The 25427-nt window shown below is 38.1% G+C and carries 25 protein-coding genes and 3 tRNA genes; 4 read left to right on the top strand and 24 right to left on the bottom strand.

Translation table 11 applies throughout. The features are described from left to right. Positions 1-99: 99 nt before the first annotated feature. The 16 genes from dusB to QNH24_RS00480 form a co-directional block, all read right to left on the bottom strand. Complete coding sequence (dusB, locus tag QNH24_RS00555; protein ID WP_283870282.1) at positions 100-1140, bottom strand: tRNA dihydrouridine synthase DusB; 1041 nt, start codon at positions 1138-1140, stop codon at positions 100-102. Positions 1141-1216: 76 nt separating this feature from the next. Next, positions 1217-1738, bottom strand: coding sequence for a 2-amino-4-hydroxy-6-hydroxymethyldihydropteridine diphosphokinase (gene folK / locus QNH24_RS00550; protein ID WP_283870281.1), 522 nt, complete (start codon positions 1736-1738; stop codon positions 1217-1219). Then, positions 1738-2103 carry a dihydroneopterin aldolase gene (folB, locus tag QNH24_RS00545; RefSeq protein ID WP_054772180.1) on the bottom strand — a complete coding sequence of 122 codons (366 nt, stop codon included), beginning with the start codon at positions 2101-2103 and terminating at the stop codon, positions 1738-1740. The genes folK and folB overlap by 1 nt, the downstream gene beginning before the upstream one ends. Then, complete coding sequence (folP, locus tag QNH24_RS00540; RefSeq protein ID WP_283870280.1) at positions 2103-2957, bottom strand: dihydropteroate synthase; 855 nt, start codon at positions 2955-2957, stop codon at positions 2103-2105. Before folP ends, folB begins: the two co-directional genes overlap by 1 nt. Positions 2958-2970: 13 nt before the next feature. After that, a complete protein-coding gene (gene pabC, locus QNH24_RS00535; protein WP_283870279.1) occupies positions 2971-3810 on the bottom strand; it encodes an aminodeoxychorismate lyase in 840 nt (279 codons plus the stop codon). After that, complete coding sequence (pabA, locus tag QNH24_RS00530; RefSeq protein ID WP_283870278.1) at positions 3811-4392, bottom strand: aminodeoxychorismate/anthranilate synthase component II; 582 nt, start codon at positions 4390-4392, stop codon at positions 3811-3813. It abuts the gene before it with no gap. After that, positions 4389-5798, bottom strand: coding sequence for an anthranilate synthase component I family protein (locus tag QNH24_RS00525; RefSeq protein WP_430674659.1), 1410 nt, complete (start codon positions 5796-5798; stop codon positions 4389-4391). Before QNH24_RS00525 ends, pabA begins: the two co-directional genes overlap by 4 nt. A 246-nt stretch (positions 5799-6044) precedes the next feature. After that, the gene (gene cysK, locus QNH24_RS00520; protein WP_283870277.1) at positions 6045-6974 is read right to left on the bottom strand and encodes a cysteine synthase A; all 930 of its coding nucleotides are present in this window, start codon (positions 6972-6974) and stop codon (positions 6045-6047) included. A 250-nt stretch (positions 6975-7224) separates the two neighbouring features. Next, complete coding sequence (locus tag QNH24_RS00515; RefSeq protein ID WP_283870276.1) at positions 7225-8196, bottom strand: peptidyl-prolyl cis-trans isomerase; 972 nt, start codon at positions 8194-8196, stop codon at positions 7225-7227. Continuing rightward, the gene (hslO, locus tag QNH24_RS00510) at positions 8180-9061 is read right to left on the bottom strand and encodes an Hsp33 family molecular chaperone HslO (protein WP_283870275.1); all 882 of its coding nucleotides are present in this window, start codon (positions 9059-9061) and stop codon (positions 8180-8182) included. The genes QNH24_RS00515 and hslO overlap by 17 nt, the downstream gene beginning before the upstream one ends. Positions 9062-9082: 21 nt before the next feature. Continuing rightward, positions 9083-9850, bottom strand: a complete 768-nt coding sequence (locus QNH24_RS00505) for a type III pantothenate kinase (protein WP_283870274.1) — start codon at positions 9848-9850, stop codon at positions 9083-9085. Positions 9851-10040: 190 nt separating this feature from the next. Further along, a complete protein-coding gene (locus QNH24_RS00500; RefSeq protein WP_054772177.1) occupies positions 10041-10874 on the bottom strand; it encodes an aldo/keto reductase in 834 nt (277 codons plus the stop codon). 212 nt (positions 10875-11086) lie between these two features. Beyond that, the gene (ftsH, locus tag QNH24_RS00495) at positions 11087-13117 is read right to left on the bottom strand and encodes an ATP-dependent zinc metalloprotease FtsH (RefSeq protein ID WP_283870273.1); all 2031 of its coding nucleotides are present in this window, start codon (positions 13115-13117) and stop codon (positions 11087-11089) included. 282 nt (positions 13118-13399) lie between these two features. Further along, positions 13400-13942, bottom strand: coding sequence for a hypoxanthine phosphoribosyltransferase (gene hpt / locus QNH24_RS00490; RefSeq protein ID WP_283870272.1), 543 nt, complete (start codon positions 13940-13942; stop codon positions 13400-13402). 65 nt (positions 13943-14007) lie between these two features. Next, positions 14008-15414, bottom strand: coding sequence for a tRNA lysidine(34) synthetase TilS (tilS, locus tag QNH24_RS00485; RefSeq protein ID WP_283870271.1), 1407 nt, complete (start codon positions 15412-15414; stop codon positions 14008-14010). Positions 15415-15452: 38 nt separating this feature from the next. Continuing rightward, positions 15453-17837: a SpoIIE family protein phosphatase gene (locus tag QNH24_RS00480; RefSeq protein WP_283870270.1), complete on the bottom strand. Its 2385-nt coding sequence runs from the start codon at positions 17835-17837 to the stop codon at positions 15453-15455. Between the two features lie 514 nt (positions 17838-18351). Between QNH24_RS00480 and QNH24_RS00475 the strand changes: the two genes are divergently transcribed. The 4 genes from QNH24_RS00475 to QNH24_RS00460 all read left to right on the top strand — a co-directional run bounded on the left by QNH24_RS00475 (position 18352) and on the right by QNH24_RS00460 (position 19025). Continuing rightward, positions 18352-18426, top strand: a tRNA-Gly gene (locus tag QNH24_RS00475). 11 nt (positions 18427-18437) lie between these two features. Next, positions 18438-18514 (top strand) — tRNA-Met (locus QNH24_RS00470). Between the two features lie 6 nt (positions 18515-18520). After that, positions 18521-18592, top strand: a tRNA-Glu gene (locus QNH24_RS00465). A 181-nt stretch (positions 18593-18773) separates the two neighbouring features. After that, on the top strand, positions 18774-19025 hold the full coding sequence (locus QNH24_RS00460) for a hypothetical protein (RefSeq protein WP_283870269.1): 252 nt from the start codon (positions 18774-18776) through the stop codon (positions 19023-19025). A gap of 209 nt (positions 19026-19234) precedes the next feature. Here the strand turns inward: QNH24_RS00460 and QNH24_RS00455 are convergent, their stop codons facing one another. The 8 genes from QNH24_RS00455 to spoVT form a co-directional block, all read right to left on the bottom strand. Then, positions 19235-19663 (bottom strand): S1 domain-containing RNA-binding protein, encoded by a 429-nt coding sequence (locus tag QNH24_RS00455; RefSeq protein ID WP_219363866.1) that lies wholly within the window; start codon positions 19661-19663, stop codon positions 19235-19237. 134 nt (positions 19664-19797) lie between these two features. Next, positions 19798-20202 carry an FtsB family cell division protein gene (locus QNH24_RS00450; protein WP_283870268.1) on the bottom strand — a complete coding sequence of 135 codons (405 nt, stop codon included), beginning with the start codon at positions 20200-20202 and terminating at the stop codon, positions 19798-19800. 17 nt (positions 20203-20219) lie between these two features. Further along, positions 20220-20711 (bottom strand): spore cortex biosynthesis protein YabQ, encoded by a 492-nt coding sequence (gene yabQ / locus QNH24_RS00445; RefSeq protein WP_347342936.1) that lies wholly within the window; start codon positions 20709-20711, stop codon positions 20220-20222. After that, entirely contained in the window at positions 20708-21007 is a 300-nt protein-coding gene (gene yabP / locus QNH24_RS00440; protein WP_054772175.1) for a sporulation protein YabP, read from the bottom strand. Before yabP ends, yabQ begins: the two co-directional genes overlap by 4 nt. A 126-nt stretch (positions 21008-21133) precedes the next feature. Beyond that, positions 21134-21424 (bottom strand): RNA-binding S4 domain-containing protein, encoded by a 291-nt coding sequence (locus QNH24_RS00435; protein WP_283870267.1) that lies wholly within the window; start codon positions 21422-21424, stop codon positions 21134-21136. A 3-nt stretch (positions 21425-21427) separates the two neighbouring features. Then, positions 21428-22888 (bottom strand): bifunctional methyltransferase/pyrophosphohydrolase YabN, encoded by a 1461-nt coding sequence (yabN, locus tag QNH24_RS00430; protein ID WP_283870266.1) that lies wholly within the window; start codon positions 22886-22888, stop codon positions 21428-21430. A 9-nt stretch (positions 22889-22897) separates the two neighbouring features. Beyond that, the gene (locus QNH24_RS00425) at positions 22898-24520 is read right to left on the bottom strand and encodes a putative polysaccharide biosynthesis protein (protein WP_283870265.1); all 1623 of its coding nucleotides are present in this window, start codon (positions 24518-24520) and stop codon (positions 22898-22900) included. Positions 24521-24682: 162 nt separating this feature from the next. Beyond that, on the bottom strand, positions 24683-25219 hold the full coding sequence (gene spoVT / locus QNH24_RS00420; RefSeq protein ID WP_283870264.1) for a stage V sporulation protein T: 537 nt from the start codon (positions 25217-25219) through the stop codon (positions 24683-24685). Positions 25220-25427: the final 208 nt, after the last annotated feature.

Raw genomic sequence — 25427 nt, 5'->3', positions numbered from 1 at the left:
ATTTTTTTTCGAGGGCGACGGAAATGATTAATGATTCTGAAAATTAATTGCTGCAACAAAAAAAGCGTCTCTTTCAAGCATTGAGACGCCTTCAGGTAATTACATAATTAATTCTTTTGCTACTGGTACAATTAACTTGGATTCATTTTCTTCATAGTCTTGCACAAGATCATTTAATAAGGCGCGAAACTCAGGTGCTGTTTCAGTTTGATTAATAGCATTACGAGCTTTCCCGTTTCCTCTTATCCCCTTCAAATACCACGAGGCATGTTTACGCATTTCACGTACTGCTACAGCCTCGCCTTTTAATTGGATAAGACGCTCGAAATGAAGTAAACACACATCAATCTTTTCACGAACACTTGGCTCTTCCTTTAACTCACCTGTTTCTAGGTATTGAACTGTACGATAAATCATCCAAGGGTTGCCTAGGGCAGCGCGGCCAATCATTACAGCGTCTACGCCAGTTGTATCTAGCATCCGTTTAGCATCTAAAGGTGTCTCAACATCACCGTTACCCAGTACTGGAATCTTTACATTTTCCTTTACTTGACGAATAATGTCCCAATTTGCTTTCCCTTCATACATTTGCACACGGGTACGTCCATGAACCGCTACCGCAGATGCACCTGCACGCTCTGCCGCTTGTGCATTCTCGACAGCAAATATATGCTCGTCATCCCAACCAATACGCATCTTTACGCTGACAGGTTTTTCAACGGCATCTACAACTGCCGCTACCATTTCATATAATTTATTAGGATCTAAAAGTAAACGAGCGCCAGCTTCACATTTAATAATTTTATTAACAGGGCAACCCATATTGATATCTATAATATCTGCAGTTGTATTTACATCTACATATTTTGCTGCCTCTACTAATGTTGCCTTATCTCCACCAAAAATTTGTAGTGAAAGTGGGTTCTCACGCTCATCAATATAAAGCATACCTAAAGTTTTTTCGTTCTTATTGACAATCCCTTTATCACTAATCATTTCTGCATATACAAGCCCTGCTCCAAACTCTTTTACAGTTAGTCTGAATGCAGAATTACAAATTCCAGCCATTGGCGCTAATACGACACGGTTGTCCATAACAATATCGCCAATCTGAAACGGCTTCTCAGTTGCTTGACTCAATGGTGATTTCCTCCTTCGATGGGTTTTACATATCCTACAATGCTATGAAATGATTAATTATCCATACACACAATTGTTAATTGACTGATTGCAACATAACTAGCTTCTTAGACTCCAACCATAAGGCTACACCTTCGTCTACATAATTTAACTGTTGGCATATGTGATGTGCTTGTTGTAATTGTTCTCCAACAGGTACAGGTGTAATTTCTACCAACGGGACTAACACGAAGGCCCGCTCATACATTCTTGGATGTGGAACAATTAAGCTCTCAGTTTCAATATTTTCGTGATTGTATAGCAAAATGTCAAGGTCTATGATGCGAGGACCCCATCTAAATTCACGTACACGCCCAAGTTCCTGCTCAACTGATTGGCATATGGTCAATATTTCAGAAGAAGATAGGGCGGTTTTAATATGAACTGCAATGTTTAAAAAATCAGCTTGATCAGTGTAGCCAACAGCAGCCGTTTCATAAACAGATGAAATACGGACAACCTCAATCCCTTTATTATCTTTTAAAAGCTCTACAGCATGTTGGAGATTTTCTAAGCGCTCTCCCATATTCGTGCCAATTGATAGATAGACATTATTCATTAAAACTCGCCCCTCGTTACTTCAACTGAAACTTCTTTATAGTAACCGTGTATGGGTGGGTCCGGTTTAATAAGCTCTACACGAACACCTTTCACTTTATCTGCGTATGTCTCTAGGATACTATTTGCTATTTTCATGACAAGTGCTTCTATTAGCTTTAAAGGCTCACCTTCAACGATGTCACGACACAGCGCATAAACTTCAGCATAGTTTACCGTATAGTTCAGATCATCTGTTTCCCCAGCCTCTGTCATATCTACCGCAAGTGAAACATTCGCTCGGAAGCGTTGACCAAGTGTTGTTTCTGCTGATAATACACCATGATAACCATAAAACTGCATTTCCTTTAAATGAATATAGTCCATTACGCTTCCTCCTTGTAAGTACGTTTACCAACTAATACATCGGTCATATGGGTAGCTCGTGCCATTTCCTGTACATCATGCACACGAATAATATGACACCCCTTTTCTATGCCATAAACAACTGTTGCACTAGTGCCTTCTATCCGTTCCTCAACAGGTAATTTTAAAACATTACCAATCATTGATTTACGTGATGTTGCTAGCAAAACGGGATAGCCCATTGCCACTAAATCGTTTAAATGTTGCATCATTTTTATATTTTGCTCTGTAGTTTTGGCAAATCCAATGCCTGGATCTAAAATTATATGGCTATCAGGAACACCAGCACCGTGAGCAATGGCGATACTATTCTCCAAATTTGTTCTTGCAGTTGTCCAAAAGTCTAATCCGTAATCAGTATTTTCACGATTATGCATTAAAATAATCGGAACATGTAACTCTGCTGCGACCTTAGCAATCTCGGGCTCAGCCTTCGCTCCCCATATATCATTAATGATATGTGCTCCAGCCTCTATTGCAGCACGGGCGACATTTGCCTTATACGTATCAATCGATATAACAGCTGGTACTTCAGCCACTAGGGCTTGAATCACCGGAACAATGCGGGCTATTTCATCCTCATCCGAGATACGTGTATAGCCAGGGCGAGTAGACTCTCCGCCAACATCAATAATTTTAGCTCCCTCAGCTACCATTTTTTTCGCTTGTGCAACAGCAGCTTCTACGTTATTGTATTTGCCACCATCCGAAAATGAGTCTGGTGTGACATTTAAAATACCCATTACAATTGTTTCTTTTTTATAGTCTAAAGTAATACCATTAATCGTTAATGGTGTTATATATTTTTCTAGCATGATAACGCTCCTTCTATCCCTGCTCCACTTCTTTGATAAACGCTTCATGTATACTCGAATAAATAGGCCCTTCCTTGCCTAGCAACTGTTTGTTTACTAGTTTACGAATTGGCACAAGTTCTTGTATGGAGTTCGTAATAAAGCATTCAGAACTATTCTCGACATCTTCTTTAGTAAAGAGCCCTTCCTTTACATCAATGCCTAGGGATGCCGCCTTTCTGATCACCCATCCTCGGATAATACCGGGTAAAATACCTGTGTCCAAGGAAGGCGTATATAGTATATCATTTTTTACCCAAAAAACATTTGATGTTACACCTTCAGCCACATAACCATCTCTAGTTAAAAATAAACCTTCCTGTTGTGCTAAGGACGGTATTTCAAAGCGACCAAGAACATTATTCCCATAATGATGTGACTTAACGCGGACTCCCTTTTCAGAAGTATTGCGTGGCGTCTCGAGCCACTGTGCATTTTTTTCTGTACCCCTAGGTGCTGACGGTAATTCTTTACGAAAAACAATAACATTCGGTTGTTTGTATTCCGTAGGCTGTAGCCCAATACCATGTTCCCCTGCAGATACATTTAGACGGAAATAACCATCCTGTCCATTAGAATGTTTGTTTAAATGTTGAACAACCTCTAGTAAAACTTCTGAAGAATATGCCAAATGGATATGGTATTGTGATAAAGCAGCGTGTAATCTTTCCATATGCATGTCCCACTCAAATACTTTATCTCCATATGTCCGAAACGTCTCAAAAACGCCCAAGCCATATAAAAATCCATGATCAAATGGTGAAATACGTAAATCTTCCGCCTTTAGATACTCTCCGTTCATCCAACAATACATTTACTTCGCTCCCTCTACATACAATTCTATAAATTGGTGCAGAAGCTTTTTCCCTTGCTCTGTCATTATAGATTCTGGATGATACTGGACACCTTCAATAGGATAGTCCCTATGGCGAATGCCCATAATTTCACCTTCATCTGTCCAGGCAGTTATTTCAAAGCATTCTGGTAGTGTTTCCCTTTCTACAATGAGAGAATGGTAACGAGTAGCCTGAAACGGATTTGGCATGTCCTTATGTAGACCTCTGTCAGCATGTAATACAGGTGAAGTTTTTCCATGCATTAAACGTTCTGCTTGAATAACATTTCCTCCAAATACCTGTGCTATCGCCTGATGCCCGAGACAAACACCTAAAATCGGAATATTTCCCGCGAAATATTTAATAATGTTCAGGCTTTCACCCGCTTCATTTGGACTGCACGGTCCAGGTGAAATAACAATCATATCGGGTGCAAGTTGCTCAATATCCTTTACTGTTAATGTATCATTTCTTTTCACAACTAGTTCATGACCAAATTCCCCAAAATATTGAACTAGGTTATACGTAAAAGAATCATAGTTATCAATCATTAAAATCATTTTGCTCGCTCCTCCGCCATTGCCTTTGCCTGCCACATAGCCTTTGCTTTATTCAAGGACTCTTGATATTCTCGCTGCGGCACAGAGTCAATGACAATTCCTGCTCCTGCCTGAATATGTGCTACACCTTGTTTTATAAAGGCTGTACGAATAACAATATTGAATTCCATATCACCTGTATAGCCAAGCCAGCCAATTGAGCCTGTATATAACCCACGTCTTACAGGTTCTAATTCTTCAATTATTTCCATCGTACGAATTTTGGGGGCACCTGTAATTGTACCGCCCGGGAACATAGCACGTATTACATCTGCATTTGATTTACCTTCGGCGATTTCTCCTCGCACGTTAGACACTATATGCATTACATGAGAATAGCGTTCAATAACCATAAACTCATCCACCTCTACTGTTCCATATGTGGATACTCGTCCTAAATCATTGCGCTCTAAATCAACGAGCATTACATGTTCTGCTCGTTCCTTTTCGTTGTCGATTAATTCCTTTGCCAATTCTATATCCTCTTGCTCAGATTTCCCTCTAGGTCTTGTACCCGCTATTGGTCGTGTAGACAATTCATTTCCATGACGCTTCACTAAAAGCTCCGGTGATCCAGAGACAACCGCAAAGTCGGGTGCTTCAATGTAAGCCATATAAGGAGATGGATTGAAAGTACGTAATGCTTCGTATACATCCATCGCTGATGCAGTTAATTTTTTAGATTGACGAACAGATAAGTTCACTTGAAATACATCGCCTTGCCCTATATAAGATTGAATTCTACTTACTGCTTCTTCAAAGTCAGTTCCTGCAAATGATACTAGTAATTCACTTTCATCATTTACTATTTCTACTGCACTTGTTTTTTCAAATTTGCGGTCATTTAAACCTGCTTCTGCCGCTACATGCCATACATTAGCCCAATCTTCTAAATTGACATCACTGCTTTCTAGCTTCATAAGTGTTACTTCATTTGTGTTCACATCGTGTACAGCCCAGCAGTCGAAAATATAAAAATATATATCAGGAACATGTAAATCGTCCTCTGCGCAATCTGGTAATTCTTCAATTTTTCGCGCATAATCATACGCTACAAATCCGATTGCTCCACCTTGAAATACTGGAAGGGTAGCATTGTATGAAACTTGATATTTTGCTACCAAATCCTCTAATAATGATAGGGATTCACCCAGTAGAATTTCACTATCACCATTTCGCCACTTCACAAGTAGCCCACCCTTAACTGATTGCGCAATGGCTAATGGATTCCATGCGGCTATCGTAAAATGTCCTCCACGTCCACTTTCTAAAAATACATGTGCTTGTTCTGCTGCTACTTGCTTTTTATAGCTATAAAAAAACGAATCTGCATTCATCGTTATTGTTTTCGTTAGTATTGTCTTCAAGCTGCCATTCCCCTTTAAATCATTTGATGTGATACCATCTTAACTTGAATATTGCTGAGAAGCGAATATTTTTAAATCGTTCCAATAAATTTCATACATAACAAATGCTCTAAAATGTTTACATGTCTATTAACAACTCTGGTCGTTGAGAAACTAGCTATCTAAATCGAAAAAATTCAGCCCTAAAATTCCCTTTAACAGAAAAAAGACTCCTCGTTAAAGGAGCCTTTGTTAGCAAATCTTAGATTAGTCTTCAAATTGATATAAAGGTGTTGATAAATAACGTTCACCATTAGATGGAACAATTGCAAGGACATTTGAGCCTTTTCCTAAACGTTTCGCTGTTTCAATTGCCGCATAGATTGCTGCACCTGATGAAATACCACACAAAATTCCTTCTTCACGCGCTACTTTACGTGCAACTTCGAAAGCAATCTCATTTTCAACAGGGAATACTGAAGAATAGATATCTGTATCTAACACTTCAGGTACGAAACCAGCGCCAATACCTTGAATCTTATGTGGTCCTGGTTGACCGCCAGAAAGTACTGGTGAATCCTTTGGCTCAACTGCAATAATTTCAATCTCCGGGTATTTTTCTTTTAATACGGCACCTGCACCCGTAATTGTACCTCCTGTACCTACTCCAGATACAAATGCATCAAGCGTTAAACCATCAAATGCTTCAACAATCTCTGGGCCTGTTGTCAAACGGTGAATAACAGCATTAGCAGGATTTGTGAATTGTTGTGGTAAAAAGTAACCTTTTTCTGTGGCTAATTCTTCCGCTTTAGCAATTGCCCCCTTCATACCTGCTGGACCAGGTGTTAAAACAAGCTCTGCTCCGTATGCACGTAATAAATTTCGGCGCTCTAAGCTCATTGTCTCTGGCATTACTAAAATCGCTTTATAGCCTTTAGCTGCTGCGATCATTGCAAGACCAATACCTGTATTACCAGAAGTAGGCTCAATAATAGTACCTCCTGGCTTTAACGTACCGTCTTTTTCAGCTGCTTCAATCATCGCCAATGCTAGACGATCTTTTACTGAGCTACCTGGATTAAAATATTCTAATTTTACATAAACCGTACCTTCATTTTCGCCTGTTGCATGATTTAACTTTACAATTGGTGTTTTTCCAACTAATTCAGCTACCGAGTTCGCTAATCTACTCATTTATTAATCCACTCCTAATCCCTACTATTTTTATAGGTTTTACTTATTTTGTATTTTATCAATTTTTCCATTCGATTGTCAATAAATAAAGCATATATTTTCAGAATATTTATTGAAACATAGAAAAGAATCCGCCGAACTTTCGAGAATATGCCAATAAGCTGTTGACGCAAAACGTCTGCAGTATTATTTGGCTCACCTATCCCGCAGATTTCTTACAGATTCTTCCTAAACGCATTGGAGCTAGCTATTATTTATCTTTTTTCTCTTCTCCATAATACCAAGTTGCCTTGAATTCAGACCAAAATGCTTCTGGAGTAACAGATTGCGGTAATTGATCTAGCGCAAGCTCACGTTCAATATGCTCTTTCACATCTTCATATGTAAAGGATTGTCCTTCTACGATTTCTTGGACTTGCACAATTCCATAATGACCGTTATTAAGCTTAAAGGCTTTACTTACCTCTTTAGCTTTTAATGCCTTTGCAGCCTTTATAATTGCTGGATCAACGTTTTCCTGTTTTTCTGTGAGGAAACCGATATCTCCACCCAAACTAGCAGAGGCACTATCTAAAGAAATTTCTCGTGCTAGCACGGAAAAATCAGAGCTATTTTTTAGCTCTTTTAATGCTTCCTCAGCAGCTTTTTTGGAATCCACTTCTATGAAATTGGTGCGATAGCTTGTTTTCGTATTATACAGGGATTGATTTTCTTCATAATATTTTTCAATACTATCCTTTTTTATTACTACATCTTTTGTTAATACTTTATCCAAAATAAGTTGTGAGCGTATTTTTTGTCGCAGTTGCTCAGCAGACAGATTTTGCATTGCCGTATCAAATTTATCCTGGGCAGAGCGCATTAATGCAAGCTCTAAATCAATCTCCTTATCTGTAACTTTAATTTTATATTTCTTAGCTGCCTTCTCCATCACAGATTCATTTACTAAATTTTGTAGTGTCTCTTTACCATAGCGTTCTTCCATGGCAATCATCCACTCCTGACGAGTGATAACCTCCCCGTCAATGGCAGCGACCTGTTCATCGCTGCCAATCTCTTGACCTTTGTTTGGGATTAACCAAGCAATCAACCATAAAATATTTCCTAATAACAAAACGGCTATAACTGTTAAAGCTGGTTTCGTTTTTAAACGTCGTTGCAATAGAGGCGTTTGGTTTGGCGTTGCAGAGATTGAAGGTCGGCGATTACGCGTTGAGCTCATCAATATAACCTTCTAGTTCTTCTTTGGAGAAATGATATGTTTCTAAACAGAAATGACATTGTGCTTCGGCACCGCCATCTTCATTGATCATTTCTCGAATTTCTGCTGTTCCTAAACCTAAGATTGCTGCCCCAAAACGCTCTTTTGAACACTGACATTTAAACTCTACTGGCATGGAATCTAAAATCTGTAGATGGTCTTCCCCTAATACCGCTTCTAAAATTTGCTCAGGCGTAAAGCCCTTTTCAATCATTTTGGAAACGGGCTCTAATGTTGAAAGGTGCTGTTCGATTTCATTAATTGTCTCTTCATCACAGCCAGGCATCAATTGAAGAATAAACCCTCCAGCTGCAAGAATCGTATTATCAGGATTTACTAAAACACCTAACCCAACCGATGACGGTACTTGCTCGGATGTAGCAAAATAGTAAGTAAAGTCTTCAGCGATTTCACCTGAGACAATAGGCGTTTGTCCAGAAAACATATCTCTTAAACCAAGGTCTTTAACAACCGTAAGAGCTCCCTCTGTACCTACACCCGCGCGAACATCCAACTTACCCTGCTCGTTTAGATCGAAATGGACGTGTGGATTTGTAACAAAACCACGTACATCACCTTTAGCATTACTATCGATAACCATTGGACCAATTGGACCGTTGCCCTCAATTTTAATAGTGATTTTTTCTTCACCTTTCAGCATGGCACCCATCATTACAGCAGCGGTCATAGATCGACCAAGGGCTGCCGATACAACAGGCCACGTATTATGACGGTGCTGAGCCTCCCCTACAGTCGCTGTTGTACAAGCTGCAAAAACACGAACTTGTCCGTTGAACCCTAAGCCTCGTACTAAATAGTCTTTCATAAATGAAATGTCCCTCATTTCCTATTGGTTGCGTTTATATAGCTTATATAAACCTTTTAATGTTAAAAACGGATCAACCACATCAATTACCTGTGTCTCTCCAGCGATTAAATTAGCTAAGCCACCAGTGGCAATCACGAATGGCTCTTCCTTACTTTGTGCTTTCATGCGATTAACGATGCCCTCAACTTGTCCAACAAAACCATAAAATATTCCGGCCTGCATCGCAGAAACGGTTGTTTTTCCTACAATATGCGTAGATCTCAATATTTCAATACGTGGTAACCTAGCCGCTTGTGTATAAAGGGCCTCCGTAGAAATCGTAATACCTGGGGCGATTGCACCTCCCATGTAATCACCTTTTTCATTTAAGTAACAAAATGTTGTAGCAGTACCAAAATCAACAATAATAATTGGTGCTTTATAAGCATCAAGAGCCGCAATTGCATTCACAATGCGATCGGAGCCAACCTCACGTGGGTTCTCATACTTAATATTCAAACCAGTTTTCACACCAGGTCCTACAACAAGCGGTTTTTTACGGAAATATTTTTGACACATCGCTTCTAACGAAAACATTATTGGTGGTACAACAGAGGAAATAATAATGCCGGTTATTTGTTCAAATGAGATGCCTGCATGATTAAAGAAAGCTAAAACTTGCATTGCGTATTCATCTTCAGTCTTGTGAAGATCTGTCACCATACGCCAATGAAAGGCTAAATGATCGTTTTTATCATAAACCCCTAAAACGATATTTGAATTTCCTGCATCTAAAACTAATATCATAGTGACACCCCCAATTTCTTGCACCTCATTGTCATTGTAACTGGCTCTATGCATTTGATACAACTATACAATGTGTAGTCGATAAAGTTAAAACACTTTTAAAAATGATACCATACTTTACACTCTACGAAATAGCATTCGTGCTCACTTTAAAAAGGAGCCACCCGTCTATTAAGTAGCTCCTTACAGTTTATTTAAAATTAAACTTTTCTGGATCAGGACCGCAACGTAATCCATCATGTAATGCATCTAACTGAGACATTTCTTTTTCAGTTAGTGCAAAATCAAAAACATTTAGATTCTCTGACATACGTGCAGGAGTCATTGTTTTCGGAATGGTTACTACCTCATGCTGAACATCATAACGTAACACAATTTGAGCTGGTGTTTTGCTGTATTTTGACGCCAGCTCCTGAATCAATGCTTCTTCTAATAAAGCTCCATTCATCAGTGGGGACCATGCTTCTACTTGGATTCCTTTTTCTTTGCAATATGCACGTACTTCCTCTTGCGTTAGATGTGGATGAAATTCAATCTGATTAATAACCGGAATAACTGTTGCTTCCTTCAATAAATTTTCTAAATGATGTACATGAAAGTTACTAACACCTATTGATCGTACACGGCCATCCTGATATATTTTCTCAAGCGCTTTATAAACATTCATGTAATTATCATCGATTCCTGGCCAATGAACTAAATACAAATCTAAATACTCTAACCCTAATTTCTCTAAACTGCTTTCATATGCAGCAAGTGTTTCTTCATAGGAAAGCCCAGCATTCCATACTTTTGATGTGACGAACAGCTCCTCACGAGTTACCAAGCCTTCCTCGATTGCTGCGCGAATTCCTCGTCCAACACTTTCTTCATTGCGATATACTTGCGCAGTATCAATACTACGATAGCCCTTTTTAATAGCTGTTTTTACTGCCTCAGCCAAATCATCTCCTTCAGGTACTCGAAACACACCATACCCTACTAACGGCATTACTAAGCCATTATTCAATGTTACATTCTCCATGTTTCTATTCACTCCAATCTCGTTTGCTATACAAGCGCCATAAGTAGCTTCCTCAAAATTTCTTTGATAACCAGACTGTTCTAGAATCCCTTAGTGAGAATCGCAAGTTGTAAAAACGTCTATCTTGAAATTTATATCTATATCCTAATACCTGTTAACGAAAAAAGGCAAAGAAAAAGACTGTTCACTTAATGTAAACAGTCTTTCTTAATTTAATCACGTTTTTCATCGATACCTTTTGGTGCATTATGATTGAAGTCCGTGCCCTCTTTTGGTAAATCAGCTGTTGTTGGATTTGGCTCTTTGCTAAGCAATTCCTTTTTAACAGTTGGCTCACCAACGATATCTAAAGTTGGTTTAGTTTCAGCTTTAGGAGCTTTTTCCTCAATTACCTCAACAGCCTCTGGTTCTGGTAAGACGCCGTGATCACGCAAATGTTCGATTTCTTGCGCATTCAATGTTTCTTTTTCCATCAAAGTATTGGCAATTAAATCAAGTAATTGGCGTTTTTCCGTTAAGATACGCTTAGTACGCTCATATTGAGAATCGATAATTTTTTGCATTTCTTTATCAATCTCATAAGCAATTGAATCCGAGTAGTTTTGATCTGAATTAAAATCACGACCAAGGAATACATTTCCACCCTGACTTGAACCAAACTGCATCGCACCGAGGTTTTCACTCATACCATATTCAGTTACCATAGCACGCGCAATACTTGTCACCTTTTGGAAGTCGTTATGTGCACCAGTAGAAACTTCACCAAGCACAATTTCCTCAGCGACACGACCACCCAATAGTCCAGCAATGCGGTCTAACAATTCTTGTTTTGTTGTAAAGAAGCGTTCTTCCTTAGGTAACATAATCGCGTAGCCTCCTGCTTGACCACGAGGAACGATTGTTACTTTGTGTACTGTATCCGCTTCATCTAGTTCTAAACCAACGACTACGTGACCAGCTTCATGGAAGGATACAAGCTTTTTCTCTTTTGCAGAATATACACGACTAGCTTTAGCTGGACCAGCGATTACTCGGTCAGATGCTTCATCGATATCTGCCATATTAATTGTACGTTTGCTTTTACGTGCTGCTACAAGTGCAGCCTCATTTAACAAGTTTTCTAAGTCAGCCCCTGAGAAACCTGGTGTACGCTGAGCAACAGCTGCTAAATCAACTGAGTCCGCTAAAGGCTTGTTGCGTGCATGTACCTTAAGAATTGCTTCACGCCCTTTTACATCAGGATGACCAACTGTAATTTGACGATCAAAACGACCCGGACGTAATAACGCTTTATCTAAAATATCTGGTCGGTTAGTTGCTGCAATAATAATAATACCTTCATTTGCGCCGAAGCCATCCATCTCAACCAATAATTGGTTAAGCGTTTGTTCACGCTCATCATGGCCACCACCAAGACCCGCGCCACGTTGACGACCTACTGCATCAATCTCATCGATAAAGATAATACATGGAGCGTTCTTTTTCGCATTTTCAAATAAATCACGAACACGAGATGCACCGACACCGACAAACATCTCTACGAAGTCAGAACCTGAAATCGAGAAGAACGGTACGCCTGCCTCACCCGCTACTGCTCGTGCAAGCAATGTTTTACCTGTACCTGGAGGACCTACAAGTAAGATACCTTTTGGAATACGTGCACCGATTTCAGTGAATTTGCGGTGGTCTTTTAGGAAATCTACCACTTCTACAAGTTCTGCTTTCTCTTCATCAGCACCCGCCACATCTGTAAAACGAACTTTTTTCTTTTGATCATCGTATAGCTTTGCTTTGCTTTTACCAAAGCTCATTACTTTATTGCCGCCACCTTGCGATTGACTCATCAGGAAGAAGAATAAGAAAATGATAATGATGAAAGGAATAATCCCTGTAAAGAATTGAATCCATCCACTTGTTTCCGGTGCTGTTAAATAGCTAATATTACTATTCTTATCCTTAGCAGCCTCATCGATACGGTTCAATAAAGCTTGGTTTTCACGAGGGATATTTGTTGTAAAGCGTTGGCCCTTCTCATAACCTTTCATCGTACCCTCAACGATATATACTTGTTTATCAGGTTGAATTGTAGCACTTGTTATTTCTTTCTTATCTAGAGCATCTTGAAACTCAGAATAAGTTAACTCTTTCGTTGGTGCATTTCCACCACTGAAAGTACCAAAAATACCGATAATCACTAGGAAAATCAGTAAATAAAATATGGTATATCGAAATATTCGATTCATCTCCAGCCTCCTCATTACAAACAGAAAAATTATAAGTAAAATCTTAACATATCATGATTTCATCATACAACGAAAAGCCTTATTTAAAAAAAGTTTGGTTCGCTTTTTGTCGAAATAGAAACATATTTATGTCATAATCACTGCATCCCAGCGTAATTGTACCTGTTCCTGGATCTCAGCACAGCTAAACAATGTGTCAAGATTTCGAATTATTATTAATTCAATAAAAATCTGACCTTCGCTGAAGGCTTACTTTTCATAGCTGGGGTCTTTCGTTAACTCTTAGAAAGAATATACTTCCGGTTTTAAGATACCGATATATGGTAAATTACGATACTTTTCTGCGTAATCTAAGCCATATCCCACAACAAAACCATCTGGTACTTCAAATCCTACATAATCAGCTGCTAAATTTACCTTACGACCTGACGGTTTATCTAACAATGTCACGATTTTGATGGATTTTGCTTTGCGGTATTTAAATAAGTCTACTAAATAGCTTAATGTTAAACCACTATCGATGATGTCCTCGATAATTAATACATCACGTCCCTCAACGCTTGTATTTAAATCCTTAAGAATTTTTACTTCACCTGATGATACTGTGGCATTTCCGTAGCTAGATACATCCATAAAGTCTAGCTCAATGAAAGAATCGAAACGCTTCATCAAATCAGTCATAAATGGCATTGCTCCTTTAAGAACACCAACTGCTAACGGGAATGAATCTTTGTATTCTGCAGTCAATTGTGCTCCTAGCTCAGCAATTCTTTCTTGCAATTGTTCCTCTGTAATCATAATTTTTTCGATGTCATTTTGTAACATATCGATTCCTCCTCGTGTGTATCAAAAAATCTTCAACCTTTATGGTGAAATGTTTTACAAAGACCTTAGTCTACGATGAGCACTGTATCATCGTTTGGTTGCGGAGTGTTTGAAAAAAACATACCCATACGCACACCAATTACCGCTACGACCTCATCGGATGGAGAAATCAGTAACGGCCAGCTATTTCGCTCATTTAAAGGAATCTTTTCATCTATAAAAAGGCGAGATAAGCGTTTTGGCTGATCCATTCCTTTTAACAGCATTCTATCCCCTTCCTTACGAGTTCTAACATAAAGAGGAAGTTTGAGTTTGCTAGCGTTAAAATAAAAAAGTTGTGCAGTATCCGTCAGCAATTCAGACGATAAATCAGGCAACTTGACTACGCATAAACGTTCACCGTTTGTCAGTGTTGTCCACCCATTAGCAGTCGAAATAATTTTTTTCTCAGGAGAAGTTTGACCTTCTAATGGTTCTTTCTTCTGAATCGATAATTTTCCGTAACGGCGAACTGCTAGAAATTCTTCTGGCAAGTGAACTTCAGCATATCCAGCTGTCGTATCACAAAGCTTTAAAATTGAAGCCAATAAAGCATAACTTTGTATCGTATTTGAATCTTTGTAAAGATAGTTTAATAGTATTAAAATGAGCCTCCTTTGTAAAGCAAGTGGTACCAATTGAAAGGCCTCAATTTCCATGCTATATGTATTTTCGTCTAATTTTTTTACTGTTCTAGAAAATACATCCTCTGCTAATGTCATTAAATAGGCATCATCTTCTTGTAATTGTTCTGTAAAATGGGTCACCTGCTCGGTTACTCGTGGATTTTCTGCCTCCAATAATGGCACCACATGATGTCTAAAACGATTACGTACATAGGTGTCTTTAAAGTTGCTTGCATCTTCACGGTAATCTAAACCTTGTCTAAGTAAATATTCCCTTATTTCAGACTTTGTAACCGTTAAAAACGGACGAATTAATGATTTTCCTGCAAAAAAACGCTGTGGCCGAATACCTTGCATACTGTTAATCGTTGCATTTTTAGTCAGGGACATTAATACTGACTCCAGTTGGTCGTCCGCATGATGTGCAGTTACAAGCTTGCTTGCATTTGTTTTTTGCATAACCTCTTTAAAATATTGATACCTTTCTCTACGACAAATAAGCTGTGTATTTCCATTTTCTAAAGCCATAATCTCTGGTATTGGAATTGCTTTTGCATGTAAATATATTTCATGATTATCACAATATCTTTGGACGAAGGCTCTATCCTCAGCAGACGCTTCTCCTCTTAACATATGATCAACGTGAATTGCCTCTACCTTTATTCCCCATTTATCTTTTGTTTGAACAAAATAGTGAAGCAAAGCCATGGAATCTACTCCACCCGAAACGGCGATGAGAAGATGGTCGTCTTGCTGTATTAATTGCTTTTCTTCGATTACTGATTTGACCCTTAATTCAAATGACAAACGCTTCTCCTCCCCTTTTCGCTGATTATTTTAATCATTTAACTCATAGAATATTGAACTGGTCTAAAGACAGCCCAAGTAGGTACAACATGTGTTACCTCTAACATCAATACTGTACAATCATCTTCAATATCATAGTGCGTTTGGAAAGACTGCATGATCGTCGTTAATTTTTCTTGTATGGATTGGGTCGTACTTGCTACCTGCTGAGCATAAGCTAAAAAGGACTCTTCTTGTTCATCCCAATCGGCAATACTTGAAAATAACCCATCAGAATGCATTAGAATGACATCCCCTGCCTTCAGTTTTCTTTTTTCCGCCTCAATTGCTGAAATAGATAAAAACCCAACAGGTGCTGCATTACTTTCAACTTTTAGCACCTCTTTTCCACGTAAGATATACGTAGACATTCCCCCTGCCTTCCATGACCATAAATCGCCATGCTGTAAATCGACAAGGGCAAAATCCAGTGTTGCATACATATCATCCTGTTGCTTTAAGGACATCACATAATGCAATGTGTGCATTGCAGTCTCTGGGTTCATATTGTAATTTAAGCATTCTCGCATTAAATGTATGAGTTTTCTACTTTCATGCTGTGCTTCTTTACTCTGGCCCATACCATCTGACAGTAAAATTGCAAATAATCCCGGATGTAGTTGAAATAACGCATGGGAATCTCCAGAATATAATGTAGCGCCTTTTGACATACTATATATATCATACTCTACTTCAAAACTAATAGCTGAACTAAAGCTTACTTGAATGTGGCGAAATGGTACATCACACGCTACTACCTTTTCAATTTCAAACGGTTCTTCAAAAATATCATATAAAATCGGTAGTATCATCCTTTCTGCCAATGTTGTATCCTCTTCCCAATCGACTCGAGCTGGTGTGAGCGCACAGACAATTTTTCTTGCTCCAGGTTTATTACTCAGCACATCTAGCTGGAAGCATTCAATATGCGCCTCCTTGAGTTTTTGAATAATATCCTTTTCCACACTAACAAATGATACGGTGTCCTCCTTCATCTCTGCAATTAGCTGATTTAGATGATTGCTCATATCTCGTAGTTGAAGTGCAATCATTTTCTTTCCATGGAAATACTGTCCATTAATTCGCTCCCTATATAGCTCTGTTTCTAGCTCCTCGAAAATTTTTGTAGATTTCACGCATTTATAACGAATTTGGTCCTCTGCCCGATTTATTGCAGATTCCTTCCCTACACCCTTCATATGGAACCAGTCTGTCATCAGTTTGTCCATACCGTTATTTTGAGCACCCCAACAGCGATCATAACGAAAACAGCTTAAGCATGTATTCATTGGTGACACTTCCTTTGAAGCCTCAACAGGAGTTGTCATAAAGCGCTCAAACACAAGTTCTTTCATGAATTGTACGAAATGTTGAAAATGCTCTAATTTATAAGTGACATGCTCCGTTAACCAATTTTGACGGGCGAGTAAGATTTCCTCACGCTGCGGAAATAGCTTGTCCCTTACCTTATCAGAATACTTTTTGGGAACGGTTAGGAATGCAATACTACCTACAGCAATGGATGTAAAATAAACGCTATCTAATGGTAATGTTGCGTCATAAAATAAAAAAAATACACTAGGTAAGATGCTACCAATCGCCACTCCAAAGCGACCTGCACGTGCCCCCATTCCCGCACACAGTCCAGTTAACGTAGCAACCGAAAGCATACCAGTAAAAGACAGCTTTGCGACCCCTATGAGCGTTCCAAGCACTGCTCCAATTACAGTTGCTAATGGCACACTTCCCACTAATGCACCAAAGCATATAAATAGCTGCAATAAAAAAATAGGTAGAGAGAAATAACTAATTACAACTGTTTGCATTCCAGTAAGCATGGCGGCAAAAACCACTAATCCAGAACCAAGCTTTTCATATGTCCAATGACTTGTAAACCATTCATAGGAATTAACAAAAAGGACTTGCATAAAAAGAGTCATAATAAGTGCTAATGCAGCTTCACAGCCAACATAAAATTGTACAAGCATGGGAGGTAAGCCCTGATACATAACCCCCTGCCATATCATTTGAACAAGCAATATGGCTAATGCAACTGAAATACTTTGAGGAAGCTTCCAATAGCGAAAACGTATGATACACTCATACATGGCAATTTGTAAGGCTAAAATAACAACCTGTCCAAAACCAAGAAAGAATCCTCCAATTAAGCCACCAAATAAAACATATTTAGCATATTCCTTATACTTCGTTCGTATAATTGCCCAAAAAGGAACCGAGAAAGGTACAGCTGCTTCAAATACAACAGACTGAGCTAAAAAAAAGGATGTTATAAAAAATAAAGAGCCAATAAACAACTGCCTTCTTTTTACTCCAAATTTATGATCAGCTACGTTTGCTGTGTCAAACCAATCAATACTTGTCATTTCACTATCCCCTTTCCACACTTTCGGTTATTATAAAAAATTATGTGTGGAAAGATTGTCTGACGGTGACAAGAAAAATTTTAAAAATTTCGACGAATACATATGCATAAATACGGGAATTGGCAGCAATCTCTACAAAAATTTTAGCTACTTTAACGATAATCTACTTTTTTATTAAATTAAATCATCATCACAAATCGTTTTCAGATCTTTAAAACTTAGCAACCATAGGATTAGGTATCACAATTAATCTTCGATCTTTAATGTTTTTCCACTTTTCGTCATAAATATAATGGTCAGAATTTACACTGATAAGTTTCTACTTAAGAACAAATTATTTGCTAAAATTCCCACTTATAAAGATAAATCCTTCATAACTATAGCTTCTTACATTACAAATCTTAAATCATTTTTATTTTGTTAAGAAAGATGCATATTTATTAATATTTTTTATAAAGTTACTTGACACTAGTGATAAAGGCTTGTATTATTTAATTTGTTGCTTTAAGAGTTTGCGGAAGTAGTTCAGTGGTAGAACACCACCTTGCCAAGGTGGGGGTCGCGAGTTCGAACCTCGTCTTCCGCTCCATATTTATTTTTGGCGGCCTAGCTCAGCTGGCTAGAGCGTACGGTTCATACCCGTAAGGTCGGGGGTTCGATCCCCTCGGCCGCCACCATAGAGAGGCCCCTTGGTCAAGTGGTTAAGACACCGCCCTTTCACGGCGGTAACACGGGTTCGAATCCCGTAGGGGTCATCATAAAAAGGCGTCTCAGATTATTGTCTGAGGCGCCTTTTTTAAGATTAGAAAAAACTGGGATATAAAAATTATTTAGTTATATTAGAATTGTAGAAATTACTTATTTTCTCTATCTCTGCCTACTATTAATATGGCATACTATAGAGAGAATAGAACATGATATTAGGAGGTTAATCCTTTGAGTTCATTAACAAAAGCCGCTTTAATTTGTGGTAGTGGCTCCATGATTATTCTTATATCTATCCTTATAAATTTACCATTTGTCGTACAGATATTTTTACTCCTTACTGGACTAGCCGTAAGTGTTTACGGTGTTCTATTACTTGTAAAAATGATAGTAAGGCCTACTGATAAATCCTCTGAGACTACTGTGGAAGAAGCAACCGTATCAACACTTAAAAAGAAAAAAAGGCCAACTTCAACATTATAAAAAACAGTAATTAAGTATCATTCGTTATTGAGGAAATGATGAGGGTGCAGTTTGTTTATTCTTGCACTAATTTTTTTATTTAAGTAATCCATCATTTTTATTAAATACTGGATCCTTTTTTAAATAAACAAAAAAAGGATCAGCTCTTTTAAAAAGCTAATCCCAACTCTATTTCATACACTTTTTCTACGATTAAAACAGTCAGCAAACTACCCTCTTCTAGCTCCACGACCACCGCGTTTTGACTCTGTAGCACGTTTAAGCGTTGCTAGACGCTCATCACTATCTTTTAAGAAACGTGCCATTTTTTGCTCAAAATTCTCTTTTGGCTGGTGGCGCTCGTTGCGATCGTTAGAACGATTGTCACGACGTGGGCGTTGAGGACGCTCTGGTCTCTCAACTTGAGGCTTTGCTTTACGAATTGAAAGACCAATCTTTCCATCCGCTTCAACATTCATCACTTTTACTTCAACTTCATCTCCAACTTTTAGATGCTCATTGATATCTTTTACATAATTGTCAGCAACTTCACTGATGTGAACTAAGCCTGTTTTGCCATCTGGCAGCTCAACGAATGCTCCAAAATTTGTGATTCCTGTTACTTTACCTTGTACCTTGCTGCCTACTTCAATTGACATAAAAAAAATGCTCCTCCTTAAAAATTAAGCGACTCTTTTGAGCCATGTAATCAATTTAATCAAACTTTTTACTACAATAAGTTTCTCTTTTCATTATATATAACAATAAAAGTGTGTCAACAATACATAGCTCTTCAGTCGTCTTTTTTATCCTTCTTCTCAGGAATAATGAAAATAATTTCACCTTTTTCGGATAAGAAATACTCTTTACGTAACATCTTTGCGATATATTCATCATCTTCTAATTGCTTAATTTTAAGATTTAATGAATCTCGTTCATCTTTTAATTCTGTAAGATGCTGATTCGCTTCGTCCTTTTTCTTCTCTTTTTCAGCTAAAATTTCATTTTGATGGAAAAGTATATTAACGAGAAAGGCGATAATAACGACTGGTACAATCGCAAAAAAGACAATACGGCGTATTTTTCGTTTACGAGCTTGTTTTTTACGATTAATGGCTTTATCCGTGTTACGGACATAGTCATTATCAAGCTTAGTAAAGTTTCGTTGGTCATCATTTGATGAATGACGTTTAGTCATGCCCGCACCTCCGAAAATTATTGTTGTTTCTTATTATACTTGATAAATTTAAATTTTTTTAAAAAAGTGTTGGACAAATACGAATAAATTTTGACAAAAGGTCTTAAAACAAACATACAAACATTTATGACTATTTCCAAAATTTGTCGAATAATGGCGATTATTAATCGTACGATGAACCAGAAGGGTCTCCATGTTATATTTACCAAAATCCTTGCTATGAAACGTAAAAAAGTTTGAAAAAACGTTTGATACAAAAAAATTCCAGCAATTTGCGCTAGCGGGTCATAAGCCCGCCAAGCGCCATCTTTAAGCCAAAATAGTAAATAATAAGTCAGCCCCCCCAGTAGAATCCAAGTAAGTAATTCAAATACCATCATCCACTTTCGAAGGCTTGACCTTTTTGGAGTTGAAAAAACAATAAGCCTAACACTATCAATTATAAAACCAACTGCTATACCGCTCAAAACCATGACTAATAGCTGTACAAATTGTTCACTAACAATCATCCAAACAATCTATGAAGGAAACCTTTCGAGAAGCCACTTTCTTCCTCGTCATACTGTAAGGTTTTTACAGTTCCTTCAAGTGTCAATAGTCCTTTATCAACATCTAAATGAACGATATGCAGTTCCTCTCCACGGATTAACAAATGCCCTTGGGACGTCTTGATGAAAAATTCTTCCTGATCAAAGCGTTCAATTGATTTTACAGAAGTCATGTCCATTCTTTTACGATTACGAATCGTTAAAATATGTTCTCCAGATGGAATTGTGTAACGGTTACTTTCTTGATGTAGCGTCATTTTCTTCCTCCTTTAGTCGTCCTAGCTTCTGTTCACTTTATGCGGACAACCTTCAAAGCATGACAACTTTATAAAAGTTATCTACTACTAAGGAGGAATTCAGAAATAATAACTTCTTTCATTCAATTATTCCTCATCATCAATAAACTCTGGCTCTATTTTATCCAAACGCTCCTCTTTTAATATAGTAAACATTTTCGCAGCGTCTTCTTTTTTCACAGTGTCTCGCAATTCATCAACACGTGCAGTGACAATTTTTTGCCCAAAACGAATAGCTAGCTCATCACCAGCTTTTACTGTACTACTTGCTTTTGCGACCTTTCCATTTATCGTAATACGACCCTGATCCGCCACTTCTTTCGCTAGTGTGCGGCGCTTAATTAAACGCGATACTTTTAAAAATTTATCTAATCTCATAATTTACTCCTTTTCTATCCGCTTAGCTTCATTCCAGAAAGCATCTAATTGTTCTAAAGTATAATCAGAAAAAGGCTTTCCGCTTTCTTTTACCCTCTTTTCAACATAACCAAATCGTCTCGCAAACTTCTCATTCGCATGTAACATTGCCTCTTCTGGAGATAACTTATAAAAACGTGCTAAATTTACAAGTGTGAATAATACATCTCCAAACTCATCAAGACGTGACGCATTTGTACCTTTTGTCACTTCATGACGAAATTCCTGCCATTCCTCTGAAAATTTGTCCCAGGCACCATCCACATCAGGCCAGTCGAAACCTACTTTTGCTGCTCTTTTTTGATAATTATAAGCCGTTTGAAGAGCAGACGATGACCTATATTCTTCTTCTAATAGTGGTTTATCGCTCTCACCTTTCTCCTGTGCTTTTATAGCTTCCCAATTGGCTACGACACCTTCCGCATCTTCTACAGAAACATCTCCAAAAACATGTGGATGGCGACGAATCATCTTTTCACTAATAGAAGCTAAAACATCTTCCAATGTAAAGTAGCCCTGATCTTCTCCTATTTGTGCATGTAAAAATACTTGTAATAGTACATCTCCAAGCTCCTCAATCATCGCAAAGTCATCCTCTGCATCCACAGCTGCCAAATATTCATGGGCTTCTTCAAGCAAATATTTTTTCAGGGATTCATGTGTTTGCTTTTGGTCCCACGGACAACCGTTTGGTCCTCTTAGCGTAGCGATAATTTGCCTAAATGTTGACCAATCTCGCAATGCCTCTTCCTGTGATTTTACAGGTGGCACATAAACCGTTGTTAAATTATTCACCTCAACACTTTGATCAAGCTCGTAAAGTGGGACGGTTATCAATTTTTCTTGTGATGATCCTGCTGCTGTAACCACTGTGACAGGGTATTCATCATCATATTTTTCCATCAACGTAAGCTTAACTTCAGAGGCACTGAATGTGTCATATACTTGGGCAATTAAAATATGTTGATGCATGTTGATGTCGTGCATCGAAAAGCTAGTGCCATCAAGCAGTTGAAAGCCTTCAATTGGGTCAATTTTTAATGCCCCAAAGATTGGATCTAAGAAGCTTTGTCCACCCTCGATGACTAAATTTATTCCTCCAGTATTTGATGCAGCAATCAGTAATTGTACCGTTTGCTCAGCAACAAGTGGGTGACCCGGAACAGCATACATAACATCTCCAAATGTTGTTGCCTCCACAAGCCTTTCCACAATTTCTTCATATACAGGCTGGAATGAACTATGTTTTTCATACACAGCATCAAAGCTTTCAAACTGTAAGCCCTCTGCTGACAATGCCTCTAGTACAGGATGATCCACTGTACGAACAAATAATTTTTTTGCTGCCTTTAATTTTTTATAAACGCCCATTTGTAGCTGATCAAAATCCCCAGCACCCAAGCCAATCACTGTTAAAGTTTTCAATTAATCCACCTACTTCTTCCGATTTAACCATAACTGATAAACAGCCATTCTACGTCCAAACGGTAGTAAATACCATTCTTTTTCTGCTAACACTCGTAGCTTAGCAATCACTGTCATCATCACAAACGCACCAATACTCACCGCTGAGAATCCAGCTATCACTGCCACCATTCGAGGCGATAAAAAGGGATGTAGCAATGCTGGTACAAGCTGTAGCCAAAGTATTACCACAGTCGTCATAGAGATTGCTGCAATGCCAAATTTTTTATAAAAACTGCGAGGTGCTAAATGCACTGCTGTCATTTTCTTCAAATAGAAAACAAGCATTAGGGCTGTAAACAATAATCCCACATTGTTAGCAACGGCTGCTCCCAAAACGCCTAACAACCGTATAGTTAGCACGTTCAATATTATTTTTAAGATAAAACCAACTATTAAAAATATAGCTGGCTTTTTTAATTTTCCATAGCCTTGCAAAATAGCTGTGAATGTCAAAATAATTGACAAAGGAACGATTTGTAATACATATATCATGAGTACTTCTGACAGAGCGTCCGTTTTAAAGAGCATTTCATTTATATAAGGCATAACTAGCACTAAACCTAAAGATGCTGCTCCTCCAAATAGTACTGATGCTCTATATGTTAGCTGTATAAATGGGATGGCATTACGCCCTTCCTTTTTCTTAGACATATGTGCAACGAGTGGCACAATTGCCAGTGATAGTGAAGATGCAATAATGACGCCTAACTGTACCAATGGTTGACCACGATCATAAATACCTTTTGTTTCCTTAGCCATTGTTTGATCCATGCCACTATCTAATAACAATGAATAAATTGTAAAGGAATCAACTAACTGATAGCCAAGTAATAACAAGCCACTCATACTAACACTTAGGCTGAGCAGCGTAACCTCTTTAATAATTGGATAGCCCGCGAAACGCTGCTGTAATTGCTTATCTTTTAATAATCCAAATCTTTTTTTAAAGATAAATGCTAACACAATAAAACCTACAACTTCACCAACAACAGTACCTATTATAGCCATTTGTCCAGCACTGTATAGCGATTTTGTCGTCGCCATTATCATAAATGTACCTGCTAAAATAACAGATACTCTGACAGCTTGCTCAAGCACCTGTGCATAGGCTATCGGCTCCATAATCCCCCTTGATTGGAAGCCCCCTTTCAAAACAGCAAGAGCTGGCATAACAAGTACTATAAATGAACCTGTCCGTATTAAAGGCGCAAGCTTGGTATCACCCATAAACTGTGCAATCATATCTGCTCCACCAAACAAAGCTGCAAAGAACAACAATGATAATACTGTTAAATATCTAAAAACAATACGCATAATACTGTTTCTTTTTTTATTCCGCTCCAGTGGGTCCACAATACAATCATTGTCTGCAAGCATCTTAGAAATGGCTACTGCAAAGCCACTAGATGTCCATACGACAAAAATAGAAATAACTGGATACACTTGCTGGTAAATATAAAAGCCTTCATCCCCAACAAGATTTTGAAAAGGCACACGATAAATTGCACTAAGAACCTTTACTATAAGAGCTGCAATCGTAAGTAGGGCTGCACCCTTCATGTAGCTTTTCATGCCAAAACGTTCCGACATAAATTGCCCTCTTTCCTTCTTTAACAATGCCAATAGTATAGCATATCTCAAAAGTTTGACGCGCCCGATAGCATCACTTTTTATTATCGACATAAAGACTATGTACAAAAAAAAGTTATTGTTCAGCCCAAAAAAGGTCAGCGCAATAACTTTAAATTTCAACTAACTATTCATTTGTTTAGCTAAGAAGTTTGCAGCCGTTTCGACAACTTTTACTTCTACTTCGCCCACAAAGTGTACTTTTGATAAAACGATAATACAGCCGATTGGATCACCATTCACCATAATAGGTGTTGCACAATATGACTTTACTTGCTCATATTGTCCAGGAACAATCTCGATAGTTGTTTCCATTTTTTCTATTTTTGTTGAACGCTCTTCCATAAAACTTTCCGCAAAAGATGTAATACGACGATTAATATACTCTTTCTTACCGATTCCTGCCACAGCAATTACTTCATCACGGTCGGTTACAAACGCTGGAGTACCTAATGTTTCATATAATGTTTCTACATATTCCCTTGCAAATTCCCCTAAATCGTTAATTGGAGAATATTTCTTTAAAATAACTTCGCCTTCACGGTCTGTATAAATCTCTAACGGGTCACCCTCGCGAATACGTAGCGTCCTACGAATTTCTTTTGGAATAACCACACGCCCTAAATCATCAATACGACGAACAATTCCTGTTGCCTTCATTCTTAATGCCTCGCTTTCGCTACAATGAAATTTTTATTCAACTATAGTATGGTTTTTTATAAAACAATCTATGCAAAAACTGAAGAAAAAGGATTTCACAGCCAACAACATTTTCCAAAAACCTTAAAATCATGCTTAAAAGGCTATTTGCATGTAGAATTTAACCTTAATCATCTTTCCTTAGAATAACCATTTGAATAACTTTCTA

Source organism: Lysinibacillus pakistanensis, from assembly GCF_030123245.1.
GTDB classification, from domain to species: domain Bacteria; phylum Bacillota; class Bacilli; order Bacillales_A; family Planococcaceae; genus Lysinibacillus; species Lysinibacillus pakistanensis.
Note: the sequence above shows the minus strand (reverse complement) of the source record. Positions and strands in the feature narration are given on the sequence as shown.

Excerpts from the sequence above, each read along its gene's own strand:
- folK (WP_283870281.1), bottom strand. The coding sequence starts at position 1,738 with ATGAATAATGTCTATCTATCAATTGGCACGAATATGGGAGAGCGCTTA.
- folB (WP_054772180.1), bottom strand. The coding sequence starts at position 2,103 with ATGGACTATATTCATTTAAAGGAAATGCAGTTTTATGGTTATCATGGT.
- folP (WP_283870280.1), bottom strand. The coding sequence starts at position 2,957 with ATGCTAGAAAAATATATAACACCATTAACGATTAATGGTATTACTTTA.
- pabC (WP_283870279.1), bottom strand. The coding sequence starts at position 3,810 with ATGTATTGTTGGATGAACGGAGAGTATCTAAAGGCGGAAGATTTACGT.
- pabA (WP_283870278.1), bottom strand. The coding sequence starts at position 4,392 with ATGATTTTAATGATTGATAACTATGATTCTTTTACGTATAACCTAGTT.
- cysK (WP_283870277.1), bottom strand. The coding sequence starts at position 6,974 with ATGAGTAGATTAGCGAACTCGGTAGCTGAATTAGTTGGAAAAACACCA.
- QNH24_RS00515 (WP_283870276.1), bottom strand. The coding sequence starts at position 8,196 with ATGAGCTCAACGCGTAATCGCCGACCTTCAATCTCTGCAACGCCAAAC.
- hslO (WP_283870275.1), bottom strand. The coding sequence starts at position 9,061 with ATGAAAGACTATTTAGTACGAGGCTTAGGGTTCAACGGACAAGTTCGT.
- QNH24_RS00505 (WP_283870274.1), bottom strand. The coding sequence starts at position 9,850 with ATGATATTAGTTTTAGATGCAGGAAATTCAAATATCGTTTTAGGGGTT.
- QNH24_RS00500 (WP_054772177.1), bottom strand. The coding sequence starts at position 10,874 with ATGGAGAATGTAACATTGAATAATGGCTTAGTAATGCCGTTAGTAGGG.
- ftsH (WP_283870273.1), bottom strand. The coding sequence starts at position 13,117 with ATGAATCGAATATTTCGATATACCATATTTTATTTACTGATTTTCCTA.
- hpt (WP_283870272.1), bottom strand. The coding sequence starts at position 13,942 with ATGTTACAAAATGACATCGAAAAAATTATGATTACAGAGGAACAATTG.
- QNH24_RS00480 (WP_283870270.1), bottom strand. The coding sequence starts at position 17,837 with ATGACAAGTATTGATTGGTTTGACACAGCAAACGTAGCTGATCATAAA.
- QNH24_RS00455 (WP_219363866.1), bottom strand. The coding sequence starts at position 19,663 with ATGTCAATTGAAGTAGGCAGCAAGGTACAAGGTAAAGTAACAGGAATC.
- QNH24_RS00450 (WP_283870268.1), bottom strand. The coding sequence starts at position 20,202 with ATGACTAAACGTCATTCATCAAATGATGACCAACGAAACTTTACTAAG.
- yabQ (WP_347342936.1), bottom strand. The coding sequence starts at position 20,711 with ATGATTGTTAGTGAACAATTTGTACAGCTATTAGTCATGGTTTTGAGC.
- yabP (WP_054772175.1), bottom strand. The coding sequence starts at position 21,007 with ATGACGCTACATCAAGAAAGTAACCGTTACACAATTCCATCTGGAGAA.
- QNH24_RS00435 (WP_283870267.1), bottom strand. The coding sequence starts at position 21,424 with ATGAGATTAGATAAATTTTTAAAAGTATCGCGTTTAATTAAGCGCCGC.
- QNH24_RS00425 (WP_283870265.1), bottom strand. The coding sequence starts at position 24,520 with ATGTCGGAACGTTTTGGCATGAAAAGCTACATGAAGGGTGCAGCCCTA.
- spoVT (WP_283870264.1), bottom strand. The coding sequence starts at position 25,219 with ATGAAGGCAACAGGAATTGTTCGTCGTATTGATGATTTAGGGCGTGTG.